General features: G+C 69.8%; 15 protein-coding genes and 1 tRNA gene. 7 read left to right on the top strand and 9 right to left on the bottom strand.

The annotated features are described in order from the left end of the window. Positions 1–160 precede the first annotated feature (160 nt). A complete protein-coding gene (locus V8Z80_RS02545; protein WP_155193545.1) occupies positions 161–1,216 on the bottom strand; it encodes an AI-2E family transporter in 1,056 nt (351 codons plus the stop codon). Between the two features lie 91 nt (positions 1,217–1,307). Beyond that, entirely contained in the window at positions 1,308–1,628 is a 321-nt protein-coding gene (locus V8Z80_RS02540) for a hypothetical protein (protein WP_336060894.1), read from the bottom strand. Positions 1,629–1,867: 239 nt separating this feature from the next. On the opposite strand from V8Z80_RS02540, the gene V8Z80_RS02535 reads away from it, so the two are divergent. Then, a complete protein-coding gene (locus V8Z80_RS02535; protein ID WP_155193548.1) occupies positions 1,868–2,071 on the top strand; it encodes a hypothetical protein in 204 nt (67 codons plus the stop codon). Between the two features lie 211 nt (positions 2,072–2,282). Continuing rightward, positions 2,283–2,816, top strand: coding sequence for a hypothetical protein (locus V8Z80_RS02530; protein ID WP_336060893.1), 534 nt, complete (start codon positions 2,283–2,285; stop codon positions 2,814–2,816). Positions 2,817–2,890: 74 nt separating this feature from the next. On the opposite strand, the gene V8Z80_RS02525 is transcribed toward V8Z80_RS02530, so the two are convergent. From V8Z80_RS02525 to V8Z80_RS02515, 3 genes are all read right to left on the bottom strand, one after another. Then, complete coding sequence (locus tag V8Z80_RS02525; protein WP_336060892.1) at positions 2,891–3,118, bottom strand: hypothetical protein; 228 nt, start codon at positions 3,116–3,118, stop codon at positions 2,891–2,893. 90 nt (positions 3,119–3,208) lie between these two features. Next, positions 3,209–3,295: transfer RNA gene (locus V8Z80_RS02520), tRNA-Leu, on the bottom strand. A 93-nt stretch (positions 3,296–3,388) separates the two neighbouring features. Further along, on the bottom strand, positions 3,389–5,218 hold the full coding sequence (locus tag V8Z80_RS02515) for an alkaline phosphatase D family protein (RefSeq protein ID WP_336060891.1): 1,830 nt from the start codon (positions 5,216–5,218) through the stop codon (positions 3,389–3,391). A gap of 115 nt (positions 5,219–5,333) precedes the next feature. Here V8Z80_RS02515 and dapC point away from each other — a divergent pair, with 115 nt between their 5' ends. The 5 genes from dapC to V8Z80_RS02490 are packed head-to-tail and all read left to right on the top strand — an operon-like array spanning position 5,334 to position 11,355. Beyond that, positions 5,334–6,530, top strand: a complete 1,197-nt coding sequence (gene dapC / locus V8Z80_RS02510) for a succinyldiaminopimelate transaminase (RefSeq protein ID WP_336060890.1) — start codon at positions 5,334–5,336, stop codon at positions 6,528–6,530. A 39-nt stretch (positions 6,531–6,569) separates the two neighbouring features. Continuing rightward, a complete protein-coding gene (gene dapD / locus V8Z80_RS02505) occupies positions 6,570–7,391 on the top strand; it encodes a 2,3,4,5-tetrahydropyridine-2,6-dicarboxylate N-succinyltransferase (RefSeq protein WP_155196126.1) in 822 nt (273 codons plus the stop codon). Beyond that, a complete protein-coding gene (gene dapE / locus V8Z80_RS02500; protein ID WP_336060889.1) occupies positions 7,391–8,530 on the top strand; it encodes a succinyl-diaminopimelate desuccinylase in 1,140 nt (379 codons plus the stop codon). The genes dapD and dapE overlap by 1 nt, the downstream gene beginning before the upstream one ends. A gap of 6 nt (positions 8,531–8,536) precedes the next feature. Continuing rightward, on the top strand, positions 8,537–9,433 hold the full coding sequence (gene prmB / locus V8Z80_RS02495; protein ID WP_336060888.1) for a 50S ribosomal protein L3 N(5)-glutamine methyltransferase: 897 nt from the start codon (positions 8,537–8,539) through the stop codon (positions 9,431–9,433). Continuing rightward, positions 9,430–11,355: an ATP-binding cassette domain-containing protein gene (locus V8Z80_RS02490; RefSeq protein ID WP_336060887.1), complete on the top strand. Its 1,926-nt coding sequence runs from the start codon at positions 9,430–9,432 to the stop codon at positions 11,353–11,355. Before prmB ends, V8Z80_RS02490 begins: the two co-directional genes overlap by 4 nt. Positions 11,356–11,434: 79 nt before the next feature. Here the strand turns inward: V8Z80_RS02490 and V8Z80_RS02485 are convergent, their stop codons facing one another. The 4 genes from V8Z80_RS02485 to purN all read right to left on the bottom strand — a co-directional run bounded on the left by V8Z80_RS02485 (position 11,435) and on the right by purN (position 17,669). Further along, positions 11,435–13,732, bottom strand: a complete 2,298-nt coding sequence (locus V8Z80_RS02485) for a UvrD-helicase domain-containing protein (RefSeq protein ID WP_155196132.1) — start codon at positions 13,730–13,732, stop codon at positions 11,435–11,437. Further along, a complete protein-coding gene (locus V8Z80_RS02480) occupies positions 13,729–14,958 on the bottom strand; it encodes a DesA family fatty acid desaturase (RefSeq protein WP_336061000.1) in 1,230 nt (409 codons plus the stop codon). Before V8Z80_RS02480 ends, V8Z80_RS02485 begins: the two co-directional genes overlap by 4 nt. 537 nt (positions 14,959–15,495) lie before the next feature. Continuing rightward, positions 15,496–17,067 (bottom strand): RsmB/NOP family class I SAM-dependent RNA methyltransferase, encoded by a 1,572-nt coding sequence (locus V8Z80_RS02475; RefSeq protein ID WP_336060885.1) that lies wholly within the window; start codon positions 17,065–17,067, stop codon positions 15,496–15,498. Beyond that, entirely contained in the window at positions 17,064–17,669 is a 606-nt protein-coding gene (purN, locus tag V8Z80_RS02470; protein ID WP_336060999.1) for a phosphoribosylglycinamide formyltransferase, read from the bottom strand. The genes V8Z80_RS02475 and purN overlap by 4 nt, the downstream gene beginning before the upstream one ends. Positions 17,670–17,683: the final 14 nt, after the last annotated feature.

Here is a 17,683-nt window from a genome sequence, read left to right as displayed (position 1 = left end):
AAAGCGGCGCTACCAAGATAGCCAAGGGCCCGCGCCGGGCCTGTGATAAACGGTGTCATTGGGTAGGCGTATGAGTCCCGCCCCGCGGACCGCGGAGCCGGCCCGGCGGCAGGCTTAATCTCTTGTCACGCCGGTTGCAAGCCGGCGGCCGCTTGGCCGCCTATTCGGTGCTTTCGTTCATGGTGGCGAACAGGTCCCAGATCGCCATGAACAAGGCCGCCACCAGCGGGCCCACCACGAAGCCGGTCAGGCCGAAGATGGTCATGCCGCCCAGGGTGGTGATCAGCACGAGGTAATCGGGCATCTGGGTGTCCTTGCCCACCAGGATCGGCCGCAGGATGTTGTCCACCAGCCCGATGACCAGCACGCCGTAGGCGATCAGCACCAGGCCCTGCACGAGCTCGCCGGTAGCCAGGAAGTAGATGGCCACCGGCCCCCAGATCAGCCCGGCGCCCACGGCCGGCAGCAAGGACAGGAAAGCCATCAGCACGGACCACAGCAGCGCGCCCTGGATGCCCATGATCCAGAAGATCAGCCCGCCCAGCGCGCCCTGCGTGACCGCGACCACCACGTTGCCCTTGACGGTGGCGCGCACCACGGTCGTGAACTTGCGAAACAGATGGCGCTTGTGCTCCTCGCTCAGCGGCACGGCGTCCTTGATGCGGCGCGACAAGCCCGCGCCGTCGCGAAACAGGAAAAACAGCAGATAGAGCATCACGCCGAAGCTGACCAGGAACTGGGCGGTGTTCTGCCCGATGCTGAGCGCCTGCGCCGCGATGAACTGGCTGCCCTGGGCGGCCAGGGCCGAGAGCTCTTGCTGCATGGTGGGCAGGTCGGTGACGCCGAACCGCTCGAGCAGCGCATGGGCCGGGCCGGGCAAGGCTTCGTAGATCTGCTGGAAGTAGGCGCCGAAATCGATCTCGCCCGAGCGGATGCGGGCGTAGACCTGGGTGCCTTCCTGCACCAGCGCGCCGGCGATCAGGGCGGCCGGCAGTATCACCAGCAGCAGGACCACCAGCAGCGTGGCCAGCGCGGCCAGGTTGCGGCGGTGGCCGAAGCTGCGCAGCATGCGCCGGTGCAGGGGCACGAAGATGATGGCAAGGATGGCGCCCCAGAACACCGCGCCGATGAAGGGCCACACTACCCAGAGCAGGCCCAGCGACACCGCGATCAGCAGGGAGACAAAAGTCCGGTACTGAAGAGTCTGGTGGTTCATGGTCGGTCCGTCGCAAGGCGCAAGGCACAGGCGCGGCGCGCCGTCCCTGGCGGCGCCATTGTATAGAGTTGAGGGCGCGCGCGGCCAGGGCCTAGAGTCCGGCCGCGCCCTTGCCGATCACGACCAGCCTGCTGGCCGATTGCGGAACATGCCCCGGCGCGATGCCCTCGCGCAGCAGCCAGGCGTTGATGGCCAATCCCCGGGTGGCGCGCTCGTCCTCGTCGGCCTGCTGCAGGTGCTGGTAAAGGGTTTCGTCCAGGCGCAGCACGGCTTCGTAGCGCCGCATCTCGCCGCTTTCGTAGGTGACGGCCCATGCCACGGTGGCTTCGCAGGAGCCGGTGAAGGAAATCTCGGCATGATCGCCGAAGACGGGTCGCAGATACGCGCGCGCCCAGGCCTGGAAATCGAACATCGGTGCTCCCTTCGTTGCATAAGCCGGCTTGTTTGCACGGATCGTAGCGCGAGGCGTTGGCGGGCCGTGCAACAGAATGCAGGCGCAAGCGCGCCCCGCCCGCCTCGGTGCGGCGCGGCGCCGACGCCGCCCGGGGCTTGCCAGGCCTGCAGCAAATTGACACCATCGGGGCGTGCTGAAACAGACAGCGGGCCGGCCCCGGGCTAAATTGGGGCCGCAGAGACCTATAGGAGACGGCCATGAGCGTGGAAGTGAAAGTAACGGTAGAACCGACCGCCGGCGGCACGTACAAGGCCCGCCTTGACGTGATGGGCGCCCGCCACGAAGTGGACAGCGGCGACGAGGCCCTGCGCACGGACGAATTCGACACGCCCGAAGCCGCACGGCAGGCCGGCGAGAAGCTGGCCGTGCAGATCCGGGCCCGCTACGAGGCCCAGGCCTAGCCTTGCTGTAAAAGTCATTGCCGATTCCATCGGGTTCGCCGGCCCCGGCCCGGCGAGCGGCCGCGCGGCTGCAGTTGCCGCAAGATGCGGACACCGCTCGAAATGCCGTTGCGCGCCCGCGCTCCTACCATGGGTCTCGGGCAAAGCATCCTGCTCTGCCCCGGCACTGGCGAGGTCGGCCTGATGGCGCCTCGCCCCAAGGGAGCACGACATGAAAGCAAACAAGGCAATCATTGGCGCCATCGCGGCGCTTGCGCTGGCCGGCGCAGGCCCGGTCCTCGCGGGCGGCACCGGCAAGGACAGGACGGGCGAGACCTCCGCCAGCGGCCAAGGTGCGCACGGCAACGACACGGGCACCCATGGCTCGACCGGCACGACCGGCGGCGGCACCGGCACGGGCGCTACCGGCACGGGCACCACTGGGACTGGCACAGGCACCACTGGGACTGGCACCACTGGGACTGGCACAGGCACCACTGGGACTGGCAGCACCGGCACCGGCACCGGCGGCAGCACGCCAGGCATGGGCGGCGACACCTCGGGGACCGGCGGCACGACCTCGGGTCCCGGCGCGGGCACCTCCGGCTCCGGCACGGGCGCGGGCACCTCCGGCACGACCGGTGGCGCAGGCAGCGGCGCGTCGGGCTCGGGCGCCGGCTCCGGTACGGGTGGCGGTTCGGGTACGGGCGGCGGCGCCGGCACGGGCGGCGGGACGGGCACGTCGGGCAGCGGCTCGGGCGGCTGACCGGCCCCGGGGGCATTCGCCGGCGCGGGGCTGCGCAAAGCCGCCCCTTGCGCGCGCCGGCGCGCCCCGCCGGGCTAGGGCTGCCTGGCGATTTCTTCGTCGAATCGTTGGAAACCGTCGGCCAGGGCTTCGGAAGGCAGGCTGTAGACGCGCTCGGAAACGATCCACTGGGTACGCTCGCCGCTGGCGCGCGCAGGGCCCGTCTTCTGTATCGAGATTTCCCACCTGCAACGTCCCGAGCCGATATTGCGCAGAAAGAGGCAGACTAGGCGTGTCGGCGACCGGTCTTTCAGAACTAGCATCGGCGATCTCGCAAACTCTTCCAATGTGCGTGGTCTAACACGGGCCGCACATCCGAACAACCTAGAAACGAGATCAGCAAACTATTGCGATGGTGCGAGGGAGGGGACTCGAACCCCTACACCTGTTACGGCGTCAGGACCTAAACCTGGTGCGTCTACCAATTTCGCCACCCTCGCACGACGCGCGGGGCAGGCATGGCCCGCCGCGCGCGTAATCCGCAATTGTAGCTTGGTTTGCGCGGTTTTCGCCGCGCCAGACCGCCAGCGCCCTCAGGCCGGCACCAGCGTGCGCTGGCCGGCGCCCGGCAGCGTGCGCAGGCTGTGGCCCAGCGTGGCCGTGTACTGCTCGTCCTTGACCGTGCTGACGTAGTGCCAGTCGGCGCGCAACTCGGCGTGGGTGGCGGTCACCACCATGTAGCCGCGCTGGCTGGTATCGGCGTACTTGAGCGTGCCGGCCCAGCGCTGGGCCGCCGGCAGGGTATTGAGGTTGGACAGCATGCGCACCAGGGCGGACAGCTCCTGCGGGGTGCCGGCGCCGGCCAGGTATTCCTCGAAGCCGGGCGAGGAAACCGAGGAAGTGGCCAGCTCCACGCCCACGGCATTGCCGGCGATATCGCGCAGGTCGCTGGCCCAGGCATTGTGCGTGTCGCCGGCCAGCACCACCAGGTTGCGATCCAGCGCCGCGGCCATGCGCAGCACGGTCTCGCGGGCGGCCCAGTAGCCGTCCCAGGAATCCAGGTTATAGGGCAGGCAGGGCAGCGAGAGCAGCGCCAGTTCCCGCGGCGTCAGGGTCGGGTCGCCCTGCATCTGGCGTTGCAACAGCGCGACGTAGGTGGCCGGGTCGACGACCAGGCCGGCCGGCGGCGTCACGCCGCCCAGCTCGCCCGCCGAGGCCAGCAGGCCCAGCAGCACCGGCAGGGGCAGGTGCACCGGCGCCATCAGCACTTGCTGGCCCAGCACCTGCCAGGTGGCGCCCGAGGCGGCCAGGCCTTCCTGCAGCCATTGGGTCTGCGCCGGGCCGATCAGCTGGCGGGCGGGCGCGGCGGCGTCGGCGGCGAAGCTGGCCAGGAAGTCGGCCAGGCCCGCCTGCGGATCGGGATTGCCCAGCAGCGCGGGCAGGTAATCGGCATAGGACAGCTGGCGCTCGCGCGCGATGATGCGGGTATCCATCATGTGCAGCGTCAGCAGGTCGCCGAATTCGAAGCGCCGGTAGATCTGGTTCAGCGGCTGCTGCTCGCGGGTGGGCAGCCACTCGTGATAGGCGCGGATGGCGGCGGCCTTGCGCAGCTCGTAGTCGCCCTCGAGCTCGGGCTGGTGGTTCTGGGCGCCGTCGGTCCAGGCGTCGTTGGTGACTTCGTGATCGTCCCACACCGCGATCATCGGCATGGCCGCATGCAGGGCCTGCAGGTCCGGATCGCGGCGGTACTGCGCATGGCGCTGGCGGTAGTCGGCCAGGGAGACGATCTCGCGCGCGGGCTCGACCTCGCGGCCCATCGCGGCGGCCTGCTCGGAGGCGTAGCCTTCGCGGCCGTATTCGTAGATGTAGTCGCCCAGGTGCACGGCAACGTCCAGGTCGCCGCGCTGCGCGGCCTCGGCATAGACATGGAAGTAGCCGGCCGGGTAGTTGGAACAGGAGAACACCGCCAGCTTGGCCTGCGCCACCGGACCGGTGGGCAGCGTGCGGGTGCGGCCCACCGGCGAGACGGTATCGCCGTGGCGAAAGCGATACCAGTAGACGGTGCCCGGCTGCAGGCCGTCGGCATCGACCTTGACGGTGTAGTCGCGCATGTCGTCGGTCTGGACCTGGCCCGAGCCGACGATGTCGGCAAAGGCCTGGTCGGAGGAGATTTCCCAGTCGATCGCCAGGGTCTCGTCGCGCGAGGGCGTGGCGCGGGTCCACAGCACGACCCGGTCGGCCAGGGGATCGCCGCTGGCCACGCCGTGCGCGAAGCTGACCTGCGGGCGGTCGACGCCCCCGCCCTGCCCGTTTTCGTCGTCGTCGTCGCTGCTGCTGCAGGCAGCCAGGGGCAGGGTCGAGGCCAAGGTAACGGAGCCGGCGGCATTGCGCAGGAAACGGCGGCGGGAGATGCGATGGGACATGGTCGGCGGCGCGCGGGCGCGGGTGGTTGGGATGGCCGCCAAGTTTCGTGGGCCAGGATGACAGGGCTGTGAATCGCCCGGGCGCATCGCGGGCGCGCTGCTAAAATTGCGCCCCATGAATCCCCGCCTCGACGCCCTGCACCCCTACCCCTTCGAAAAGCTGCGCCGCCTGCTGGCCGAAGGCGGGCCGGCCCCGCAAGGGCTCAAGCCCATCGGCCTGCACATCGGCGAGCCCAAGCATGCGGCGCCCGAACGGGTCAGGCAGGCGCTGGCGGGCGCGCTGGACGGCCTGTCCGCCTATCCGCCGACCAAGGGCGATGCGGCCCTGCGCCAGACCGTCTCGCAATGGCTGAGCCGCCGCTACGACATCCCCGAGCCCGATCCCGAGACCCAGGTGCTGCCGGTGCTGGGCTCGCGCGAGGCCTTGTTCGCCTTCGCCCAGGTGGTGATCGACGCCAGCGTCCCGGCCAAGGTGGTGTGCCCCAATCCCTTCTACCAGATCTACGAGGGCGCGGCGCTGCTGGCCGGCGCCCAGCCCTGGTTCGTCAATGCCGACCCGGCGCGCGACTTCGGCTGCGACTGGCTGTCGGTGCCCGACGAGATCTGGTGCCAGACCCAGCTGCTGTTCGTCTGCTCGCCGGGCAATCCGGCCGGCAACGTGATGGACCTGGAGCAATGGCGCACGCTGTTCGCGCTGTCGGACCGCCACGGCTTTGCGATCGCGGCCGACGAGTGCTATTCGGAAATCTACCTGGACGAGACCGCTCCGCCGCTGGGCGCGATGCAGGCCGCGCAGCGCCTGGGCCGCAGCGACTACCGCAACCTGGTCTGCTTCTCCAGCCTGTCCAAGCGCTCGAACGTGCCGGGCCTGCGCTCGGGCTTCGTGGCCGGCGACGCCGCGCTGATCCAGCGTTTCCTGCTGTACCGCACCTATCATGGCAGCGCCATGAGCCCGCTGGTCTCGGCCGCCAGCATCGCCGCCTGGACCGACGAGGATCATGTCAAGGCCAACCGCGCCCAGTACCGCGCCAAGTTCGAGGCCGTGCTGCCCATACTCGAGCCGGTGCTGGACGTGCGCGCGCCCCAGGCTTCCTTCTACTTGTGGGCCGGCACGCACGGACCGGACACCTTCTTCGCGCGCGACCTGCACGCGGCCACCGGCGTGACCGTGCTGCCGGGCAGCCTGCTGGCGCGCGAGGCGCACGGCGCCAACCCCGGCGCGGGCCGGATCCGCATCGCCCTGGTCGCGCCGCTGGCCGACTGCGTCGAGGCGGCCCACCGCATCGCGGGCTTTGCGCGCAGCCGCGCCTGAGCCCTTCCCTTTCCATCCTTCAAGCCTATACCTGCCACCATGACGCTAGATCTGCAATCGACCATCGAACAAGCCTGGGAAAACCGCGCCGAGATCTCGGCCGCCGGCTGCGACGCCGCCGTGCGCGAGGCCGTCGAATACACGCTGCACGCGCTGGACGAGGGCCGCCTGCGCGTGGCCGACAAGCAAAGCGGGCAATGGGTCGTGCACCAGTGGATCAAGAAGGCCGTGCTGCTGTCCTTCCGCATCCAGGACAACCAGGTGATGGGCCAGGCGCCGCTGCAGTTCTACGACAAGGTGGCCCTGAAGTTCTCCGACTACGGCGAAACCGCGTTCAAGACCGGCGGCTACCGCGTGGTGCCGCCCGCCACGGCGCGCTACGGCTCGTTCATCGGCCGCAACGTGGTGCTGATGCCCTCCTACGTGAACATCGGCGCCTACGTCGACGAAGGCACCATGGTCGATACCTGGGCCACGGTCGGCTCCTGCGCGCAGATCGGCAAGAACGTGCACCTGTCCGGCGGCGTGGGCATCGGCGGCGTGCTCGAGCCGCTGCAGGCCAACCCCACCATCATCGAGGACAACTGCTTCATCGGCGCGCGCTCGGAAGTCGTCGAAGGCGTCATCGTCGAGGAGAACTCGGTGCTGGCCATGGGCGTGTTCCTGTCGCAAAGCACCAAGATCTACGACCGCGCCACTGGCAAGATCAGCTATGGCCGCGTGCCGGCCGGCTCGGTGGTGGTGCCCGGCTCGCTGCCCGCCGAGGATGGCAGCCACAGCCTGGCCTGCGCCGTCATCGTCAAGCGGGTGGACGCGCAGACGCGCGCCAAGACCAGCATCAACGAACTGCTGAGGGCCTGATGGCGCATTCCGCTGTGCTCGGGCTGGTCAAGGACCTGATCGCCCGGCCTTCCGTCACCCCCGAGGACGCCGGCTGCCAGCAGGCGCTGGCCGAGCGGCTGGCCGGCTCTGGCTTTGCCGCGCGCACCATCGCCGAAGGCGGCGTGAGCAACCTCTGGCTGCGGCGCGGGCAGGCCCGGCCGCTGCTGGTGTTTGCCGGCCATACCGACGTGGTCCCGCCCGGTCCGCTGGAAAAATGGACCAGCCCTCCTTTCGTCCCGGCCGAGCGCGAAGGCCGCCTGTACGGCCGCGGCGCGGCCGACATGAAAAGCTCGATCGCCGCCTTCGCGGTGGCCGCCGAGGAGTTCGTGGCCGCCCATCCGGACCATGCCGGCTCGATCGCGCTCTTGATCACCTCGGACGAGGAAGGCCCGGCGGTGCACGGCACCGTCAAGGTCTGCCAGGCCCTGCAGGCCGAAGGCGTGGCGCTGGACTACTGCATCGTCGGCGAGCCCACCTCGGTGCAGCGCCTGGGCGATACCGTCAAGAACGGCCGGCGCGGTTCGCTGTCGGGCCGGCTGACCGTGCGCGGCGTGCAAGGCCATGTCGCCTATCCCCACCTGGCGCGCAATCCGGTGCACCAGGCCGCCCCCGCGCTGGCCGAGCTGGCCGCCCGGCGCTGGGACGAAGGCAACGAATACTTCCCGCCCACCACCTTCCAGATCTCCAACATCCACGGCGGCACCGGCGCGACCAACGTCATCCCGGCCGAGGTGGCGGTGGATTTCAACTTCCGCTTTTCCACGGCCAGCACGCCCGAGGGCTTAAAGGCCCAGGTGCAGGAGATCCTGGCCCGCCACGGCCTGGATTTCGACATCGCCTGGACGCTGGGCGGCGAGCCCTTCCTGACCCCGCGCGGCGAACTGAGCATGGCCCTGACCGAGGCCATCGCGGCCGAGACGGGCGTGCAGGCCGAGCTCTCGACCACCGGCGGCACCTCGGACGGGCGCTTCATCGCCAAGGTCTGTCCGCAGGTGATGGAGTTCGGCCCGGGCAACGCCTCCATCCACCAGGTGGACGAGAACATCCTGCTGGCCGATCTCGAACCGCTCAAGAACATCTACCGGCGCACGCTGGAAAACCTGCTGCTGCCCCGCTGACGCCCCATGCACGCCTCCGCCCAGACCGACCTGCTGACCGTGCGCGACCTGCTGCGCTATGCCGTGTCCCGCTTTAACCAAGCCCGGCTGCATTTCGGCCACGGCAGCGACAACGCCTGGGACGAGGCGGTGTACCTGACGCTGCACGCGCTGCACCTGCCGCCCGATACGCTGGATCCCTTCCTGGATGCGCGCGTGCTGCCCACCGAGCGCGAGCGCGTGCTGGGCCTGATCGAGCGGCGCGTCGCCGAACGCGTGCCGGCCGCCTACCTGACCCAGGAAGCCTGGCTGCGCGGCCACCGCTTCTATGTGGACGCGCGCGTCATCGTGCCGCGCTCGCCCATCGCCGAACTGCTCGAGACGGGGCTCTCGCCCTGGGTCGCCGATCCGATGGCCGTGCAGGCGGTGCTGGACATGTGCACCGGCTCGGGCTGCCTGGCCATCCTGGCCGCGCTGGCCTTCCCGCAGGCGCAGGTCGATGCGGTGGACCTGTCGGCCGATGCCCTGGCAGTGGCGCGGCGCAACGTGCAGGAATACGGCCTGCAGGATCGGCTGCGGCTGCACCAGGGCAATCTGTTCCAGCCCCTGCCCGAGCGCCCCTACCAGGTGATCGTGTGCAACCCGCCTTACGTCAACCAGGCCTCGATGCAGGCGCTGCCGCGCGAATATCGCCATGAGCCGGCGATGGCGCTGGCCGGCGGCGCCGACGGCATGGACCTGGTGCGCGAGATCCTGCGCGCGGCGCCCCGCTACCTGAGCGAGGACGGCGTGCTGGTGCTGGAGATCGGCCACGAGCACGAGCACTTCTCCCGGGCCTTTCCCGCGCTCGAGCCGGTCTGGCTCGAAACCCAGGCGCAAGGCGAGCCCATCCTGCTCCTGACGCGCGAGCAGCTGGCCTCGTGATCCGCGCCTTCGGACTGACCCTGCGCCGCGGCACCAAGGTGCTGCTCGATGGCGCCGAATTCGTCGTGCATCCCGGCGAACGCGTGGGCGTGGTCGGCAAGAACGGCGCGGGCAAGTCCACGCTGTTCGCCTTGCTCAAGGGCGAAATGGACCAGGACGCCGGCACGCTGGAGTTCCCGCCCGGCTGGCGCATCGCCAGCGTGCTGCAGGAGTTCGCCGCCACCGGGCGCCCGGCGCGCGAATTCGTGATCGACGGCGACACCCGCCTGCGCGAGCTGCAGGCCGCGCGCGCCGCCGTGGGCGAGCACGAGGGCACGCGCATCGCCGAGCTGGAAGCTTCGCTGGACGAGGCCGGCGCCTGGAGCGCGGCCTCGCGGGCCGAACAGCTGCTGGCCGGCCTGGGTTTCAAGCCTGAGCAGTGGATGCAGCCGGTCTCCAGCTTTTCCGGCGGCTGGCGCGTGCGCATCGCCCTGGCCCGCGCCCTGATGGCGCCTTCCGAACTGCTGCTGCTGGACGAACCGACCAACCACCTGGACCTGGACGCCATGCTGTGGCTGGAACGCTGGCTGGCCGCCTATCCCGGCACCGTGCTGCTGATCTCCCACGATACCGAGTTCCTGGACGCGGTGGCCCGCACCATCCTGCATTTCGACCAGGGCAAGCTGGTGCGCTATCGCGGCGGCTACCAGGATTTTGTCGTGCAGCGCGCCGAACGCCTGCGCCAGGGACGCATCGCCTGGGAACGCCAGGCGCGCGAGACGGCGCGGCTGCAAGGCTTCATCGACCGCTTCAAGGCCAAGGCTTCCAAGGCCAAGCAGGCGCAAAGCCGGGTCAAGGCCCTGGCGCGCATGCAAACGCTGGCGCCCCTGCACGCCGAGGCCGGCATCGACATCCGCATTCCCTCGCCCGAGAGCATGCCCGACCCGCTGCTGGTGCTGGACAAGATGCAGGCGGGCTACCGCCTTGCCGACGGCGGCCAGGTGCGCATCCTGGACGGCGTGGACCTGATGGTGCGCGGCGGCAGCCGCATCGGCATCCTGGGGGCCAACGGCGCGGGCAAAAGCACGCTGGTCAAGGTGCTGGCCGGCGAAATGGCGCCGCAAGGCGGCACGGTGCAGGCCTCCAAGGGCCTGCAGATCGGCTATTTCGCGCAGCAGCAGCTGGACGTGCTGGACCTGGAGGCCACGCCCCTGGCGCACCTGATGCGGATCGCGCCGCAGGCCCGCGAGCAGGAGCTGCGCAACTACCTGGGCGGCTTCGGTTTCTCGGGCAATACGGTGCTCGATCCGGTGGGCCCGATGTCCGGGGGCGAGAAAGCCCGGCTGGCCCTTGCGCTGATCGTCTGGCAAAAGCCCAACCTGCTGCTGCTGGACGAGCCGAGCAACCACCTGGACGTGGAGACGCGCGAGGCGCTGGCCGCCGCGCTGGCCGAATTCGGCGGCAGCATGCTGATGGTCTCGCACGACCGCCATCTGCTGCGCACCACGGTCGATTCGTTCTGGATCGTGGCCGACGGCACCGTGCGCGAATTCGACGGCGACCTGGAAGACTACCGCGACTGGCTGGCCCAGCGGCTGGCGGCCGACCGCCGGGAAAGGAACGCGGCCCAGCCGGGCGCCGAGCAGGCCCCGAGCGTGGACCGCAAGGCCCAGAAGCGCCAGCAGGCCGAAGAGCGCCAGCGCCTGTCGGCCCTGCGCAAGCCGGTGGAAAGGAAGCTGGCCCAGGTCGAGGACGAGATGGAGCGCTGCCGCAGCCGGCTGGCCGAGCTGGACGCGCTGGTGGCCGATCCGCAGCTGTACACCGACGCGCGCCGCGACGAACGGGTCAAGGTGCTGGCCGAGCACGGCGAACTGGGCAAGCGCCTGGGCGAGCAGGAAGAGCAGTGGCTGCTGCTGCAGGAAGAGCTCGAATCGATGAAGTAGGGCCCGAAGCAAGGCCCGGGCAGCGGGCCGCCCCCGCGCCGCGGCGCGCAAGGAGCAAGCCCCTTCTTGGCAAACCCTGTCAGCCCTGCACGATGTCGAGCTTGGCGATGCCCAAGGCCAGGGTCTTGGCGCCGGCATCGCGGAACTGGATCTGCGCCTGGGCGTCCTGGCCGCTGCCCGACAGGCCGATGATGGTGCCTTCGCCAAAACGCGCGTGGCGCACCCCCTGCCCGATGCGGAACTGCTTGTCGCCCACCGTCACGCCGCTGGTGACGCCGCGCGGCGCGCGCGGCGCGATGCGGTGGGTGGGCGCACGGCCGAAGGCATCGGCGCCGTGGCGCTGGCCGCCCAGCTGGATGTAGGCGTCCCCATACGCATCGTGGCGGGCCGCCACCTTGGGCGAGAGCCATTTCAGGTGCTGCTCGGGGATTTCCTGAAGAAAGCGCGAACGCATGGCATAGCGCGTCTGGCCGTGCAGCATCCGGCTTTGCGCCAGGGTGATGTAAAGCCGTTCGCGCGCGCGGGTGATCGCCACATACATCAGGCGGCGCTCTTCTTCCAGCCCGGACTGCTCCAGGATGCTGTTCTCGTGCGGGAACAGGCCCTCTTCCAGCCCGGTGATGAAAACGGCGTCGAACTCCAGCCCCTTGGCCGCGTGCACGGTCATCAGCTGCACGGCATCCTGGCCGGCCTGGGCCTGGTTATCGCCCGCTTCGAGCGAGGCATGGGCCAGGAAAGCCGACAACGGCGACATGCCTTGCGGCCCGGGCAGGCCCTCGATGCCCGGCGCATCGACGCCCGGCGCGTCGGCCAGGGCGACGGGCTCGCCCGAGGGCAGCCCTTCCAGGTTTTCCTCGCCCGCGAACACCGCCGCGGCCGTGACCAGTTCGCCCAGGTTCTCGATGCGTTCGGCGCCCTCGCGCTCGCCCCGGTAATGGGCCAGCAGGCCGCTGTGCTCGATCACGTGCTCGACCGCATCGGGCAGCGGCAGGCTGCGGGTTTCCTCGGCCAGGCGCGCGATCAGCGCGGCGAATTGCGCCAGGTTGGCGCCGCCCTTGCCCGGCACGCGCGCGATGGCCCCGAACAGGCTGGTGTCGTGCGCCCGGGCCTGGTCGGCCAGCGTCTCGAGCGTGCGCGCGCCGATGCCGCGCGCGGGAAAATTGACCACGCGCAGCAGCGAGGTGTCGTCGTCGGGGTTGGCGATCAGCCGCAGATAGGCCAGCGCGTGCTTGATCTCCTGGCGCTCGAAAAAGCGCAGGCCCCCATAGACCTTGTAGGGAATGCCGCTGGAGAACAGCACGTGCTCGATCACGCGCGATTGCGCATTGCTGCGATAGAGCACCGCGATCTCGCTGCGCTGGCGGCCCTCGGCGATCAATGCGCGTATCTCGTCGACGACCCACTGGGCTTCCATGCCGTCGGTGGGCTGCTCGATGACCCGCACCGGCTCGCCCTCGCCCTGGCTGGTCCAGAGATTCTTGCCCAGGCGGCCGCTGTTATGGCTGATCAGGGCATTGGCCGCATCGAGGATGTGGCCGTAGGAGCGGTAGTTCTGTTCGAGGCGGATGACCGTGCCGCGGGCATAGTCGCGCTCGAAGTCGGCCATATTGCCCACGTTGGCGCCGCGAAACGCATAGATGGACTGGTCGTCGTCGCCGACGGCGAACAGGTGCGCCCCCCCGCCGGCCAGCAGGGTGAGCCACTTGTACTGCAGCACGTTGGTGTCCTGGAACTCGTCGACCAGGATGTGCCGGAAGCGGCGCTGGTAATGCTCGCGGATGGGCGCGTTGCGCGACAGCAGCTCGTAGGCGCGCAGCAGCAGCTCGGGAAAATCGACCACGCCCTCGCGCTGGCACTGGGCCTCGTAGAGCTCGTAGATCTCGATCATGCGCCGCTGGTGGCTGTCGTAGGCCTGCATGGCGCCAGGACGCTCGCCGTTTTCCTTGGCGTTGTTGACGAAGCGCTGCACGTCGCGCGGCGGATACTTTTCGTCGTCGATGTTGGCGCCCTTGATCAGGCGCTTGATCGCCGCCAGCTGGTCGGCGGTGTCCAGGATCTGGAAGGTCTGGGGCAGGCCGGCATCGCGGTGGTGCGCGCGCAGCAGGCGGTTGCATAGCCCGTGGAAGGTGCCTATCCACAAGCCGCGCGTCTCGATCGGCAGCAGGGCCGAAATGCGCGCGAGCATCTCGCGCGCCGCCTTGTTGGTGAAGGTAACGGCGAGCAGTCCGAATGGACTGGCCTGGCCGGTTTGGATCAGCCAGGCCATGCGGGTGGTAAGCACCCGGGTCTTGCCACTGCCCGCCCCGGCGAGCACCAGGGCGTGTTGCGGTTCCAGCGTTACGGCGGCGCGTTGCTCAGGGTTGAGCTTGTCGATCATGCCGCGTAGCGGCGCAGCCGGTTGGCGAACTGCTCAAGGCCGTCGATGCCGCTTTGCTGGGCCCGCTGGCACCAGGCTTGCAGTTCGTGCAGCAACTGCTCGCTGCTGGCGCTGGAGCTTTCCCACAGGCGGCCCAGTTCGCGGCGCATCTGCACCAGCGTGGCCAGCGAATGGCTTTGGCTCTTTTGGACGGCCTGCTCGATCTGGGCCAGCTGCTCGGGCTGCAGGGTGTCGTCGGTCAGGGGCAGCCAGCCGCGCACGCGCTTGAGGCTCCACCACGAGCACTGGCTGGATTCGCTCTTGGCGCGGCGCATGGGCTTGAGGCGCGCCAGCTCCTGGCGGCAGGCCTTTTTCATGAGGTCGGCATAGCGCGCCATGACTTCATAGCGGTGCGTGATCACGCCCTGCAGGGTCTGCAGGTCGACGGCGGGCTTGTCCTCGAGCTTGAGCTTGGGCGCGACCTTCTTGACCTTGGCCAGGCCCAGCACGCGCAGGATGGAGATGTACATCCAGCCGATGTCGAACTCGTACCACTTGCTGGAGAACTTGGCCGAGGTGCCGTGCGCGTGGTGGTTGTTGTGCAGCTCTTCGCCGCCGATGATGACGCCCCAGGGCACCAGGTTGGTGCTGGTGTCGGGGCTGGCGAAGTTGCGGTAGCCGAAATAATGACCCACGCCGTTGACCACGCCGGCGGCCCAGAAGGGGATCCAGGCCATCTGGACGGCCCAGACGGTCAGGCCCAGCGCGCCGAACAGGGCCAGGTCGATGGCCAGCATGATGAGGATGCCCTTGGCGCTGTGGCGGGAATAGACATTGCGCTCGAGCCAGTCGTCGGGCGTGCCGTGGCCGAACTTGGCCATGGTTTCCTCGTTCTTGGCTTCCTGGCGGTAGAGTTCGGCGCCGCGGAACAGGACGCGGTTGATGCCGAAGATCATGGGCGAGTGCGGGTCGCCGTCGCGTTCGCACTTGGCGTGATGCTTGCGGTGGATGGCCACCCACTCCTTGGTGACCATGCCGGTGGTGAGCCACAGCCAGAAACGGAAGAAGTGAGAGACCGCAGGATGCAGATCCAACCCCCGGTGTGCCTGGCTGCGGTGCAGGAAGATCGTGACCGAGACGATGGTGATGTGGGTCAGCACCAGCGTGACGAGCACGACCTGCCACCAGCTGGCCTGCAGAAGACCGCCGGCGACGAAACCAAGCAGGTGGGAAATCACGGTGTCCATGGAAGTCATGTAGTCTCACTAAAGTGGTGGGCAGTGTAGCCCGCCGGTATTGCTGGGACAGCGGCTGCGCAGAAAAGTTTTTGCGAAGCGTCAAAGGCCGGTCGCTTTTGCAGCCTGGAGCCAGGCCTGTACCGATGAACAGTTATTTTCCTACAAAACGGCGACAATCACAGCGGGAAATACCCTTGCGTCCCCCCGCCCCCCGGGGGCCGGGCGCGGGGCTGTTCTTTTTGCACCACTGGAGCGGCGCGGTCCGGCCTTCCTGGGCCCTTAAGCCCCGGGCAAAAAGACCTTGGGGCCGATGGACCGGCGCGGCGCTGGCGTTGATCCTGGCACCGGCCGGCGCGGCCCAGCCTGCCGAGGCGCCGGGCCAGCCCCGGATGCTGGCGCGCTATGCCGAGATCCAGCCCGGGACCTGCCAGGCGCTCATGGCGCCGGTGGTGCTGCTGCGGCAACCCCCCGAGCACGGCCGGCTCTGGACCGCCCGGGGCCGCGCCAGCGTCCGGGCGCCAGGCTGCCCGGCCATGCCGGCGCCAGTTACCGAGGTGTGGTTCCAGGCGCTGCGTCCGGGGCCGCTGGGACAGGCGGCGTGGGAAGTGCGCTATCAGACGCCGGGGCGCGCGGCCCTGCAGGTGCGGCGTGCGCTGCAGGCGCCGGCGCCAACGCCTGGGCCGCGCCCGTCTCGTCCGCCCGGGCCGGGGGATCCTGCACGCCGGCATCCTTGAGGCGCTCGAATACGGCGGCAAAAAAGCCGTCGGTGCCGTGCACGTCGGGGCGCAGCTGCAGATAGGGCCCTTCGATGGCCGGCGTCTCGCAGCGCGCGGCCAGGATCTCGCGCGCGTCCAGCAGCCGGAAGGCCTTGTTGCGCGCCAGGAAGGCCTGCACCTGCTCCTCGTTCTCCTCGGCCAGCAGGCTGCAGGTGGCGTAGACCAGGCGCCCGCCCGGGGCCACGCAGCGCGCCGCGCTGTCCAGGATGCGGCGCTGCAGCGCGCACAGCTCGTAGACGGACTGCACGCTCTGGCGCCATTTCAGGTCGGGATTGCGGCGCAGCGTGCCCACGCCGCTGCACGGCGCATCGACCAGCACGCGCTGGGCCTTGCCGGCCAGGCGCTTGACGCGCACGTCGTTCTCGCTGTCGATGGCCACCGGCACCACGTTGGACAGCCCGCTGCGCGCCAGGCGCGGCTTGGCGCGGGCCAGCCGCGCGGCCGAGACGTCGAAGGCATAAAGCCGCCCGCTCGAACGCATCAGCGCGCCCAGCAGCAGGGTCTTGCCGCCCGCCCCGGCGCAAAAGTCGATGACCATCTCGCCGCGCTTGGGCGCGACCAGGGCCGCCAGCAGCTGGCTGCCTTCGTCCTGGACCTCGATCAGGCCGTGCTCGAACTGCGGCCAGCGGCTCAGGGTGGGACGCCCCGAGACGCGGATGCCCCAGGGCGAATACGGCGTGGGCCGGGGATCGTGCTGCGGCGCCAGCCCCTTGCGCAGGGCCGCCAGCATCTCGTCGCGGTCGGCCTTCATGGGATTGACGCGCAGGTCCAGGTCGGCGGACTGGTTCAGCGCCTGCAGCAGCGGCTCGGGGCCGGGCAGCCGGCCCAGGCGCTCGTCCAGCCAGTCGGGCAGGCTGGCGCGGACCGCGCGCGGCAGCGTGGCGGTATCGATGGCCAGCACGCGTTCGAGCCATTGCCGCTCCTCGGGCGCCAGCACGGGTTCGAGCACGGCCTGGCCGCGCGTGCCCGCCAGGCCCAGGATGGCCAGCCGGCGCGTGCTGCGTCCGCCGCCGGTCTCGGCGTACTGCCGATAGCGGCGCAAGTGCCGCAGCACGTCGTAGACCGCTTCGGAAACCTCGGCGCGGTCGCGCGCGCCCAGCTTGGGATGGCTGCGCAGCCAATGCGACAGGCTGGCGTCGGCGGGATACTCCCAGGTAAGAATGGACGCCAGGGCGGACTCGACCTGTTCGATGCGCCAGGCCGCCGGCTCCAGGCGCGGGCGCGCCGGCACCGCACGCGCGCCCGCGCGGGCGGACGGCGAGGGCGCGCCCGGGGCGCGCGCGCCGGACGGACCGCCCGTGGGCCGCTTGCCCGGCGGCTGCGGTTTGCGACGCTCGTTCATGCCGTTTCTCCTTGCCAGACGACGAGCCGCTCGGCCACGCCCCGCACCTGCACGCGCCGGTCGTCGGCCAGGCTGACCCGGCCCTCGGCCAGCCAGCGCACCGCCATCGGATAGACGCGATGCTCCACCTGCAGGACCCGCTCGGCCAGCCCTTCGGGGGTGTCGCCCTGCCGGACCGGCACGACGCCCTGCGCGATGATGGGCCCGTGATCGAGCACGGGCGTGACGAAATGCACGGTGCAGCCGTGCGCCTGCGCGCCGGTGGCCAGCGCCTGGGCATGCGTATGCAGCCCGGGGAAGGCCGGCAGCAGCGAGGGATGGATGTTGACCAGGCGGCCGGCGTAGCGGCTGACGAAACCGGGGGTGAGCACGCGCATGAAGCCGGCCAGCACCACCAGGTCGGCCTGGTGGCGGTCTATCTCCCTGGCCAGCGCGGCGTCGAAGGCCTCGCGGCTGGGATGGTCGCGATGCGGCACCACGGCGGTGGCGATGCCCTGGGCGGTCGCCCACGCCAGTCCCTCGGCCTGCGGCCGGTTGGCGATGACCGCCACGATGCGGGCCGGCCACTGCTCGCGCCGGCAGGCCTGCACCAGGGCCTGCATATTGCTGCCCCGGC

Origin of the sequence: Orrella sp. JC864 (assembly GCF_037026685.1) — a bacterium.
Classification (GTDB): domain Bacteria; phylum Pseudomonadota; class Gammaproteobacteria; order Burkholderiales; family Burkholderiaceae_B; genus Orrella.
This window is presented reverse-complemented; position numbering and strand designations above follow the sequence as displayed.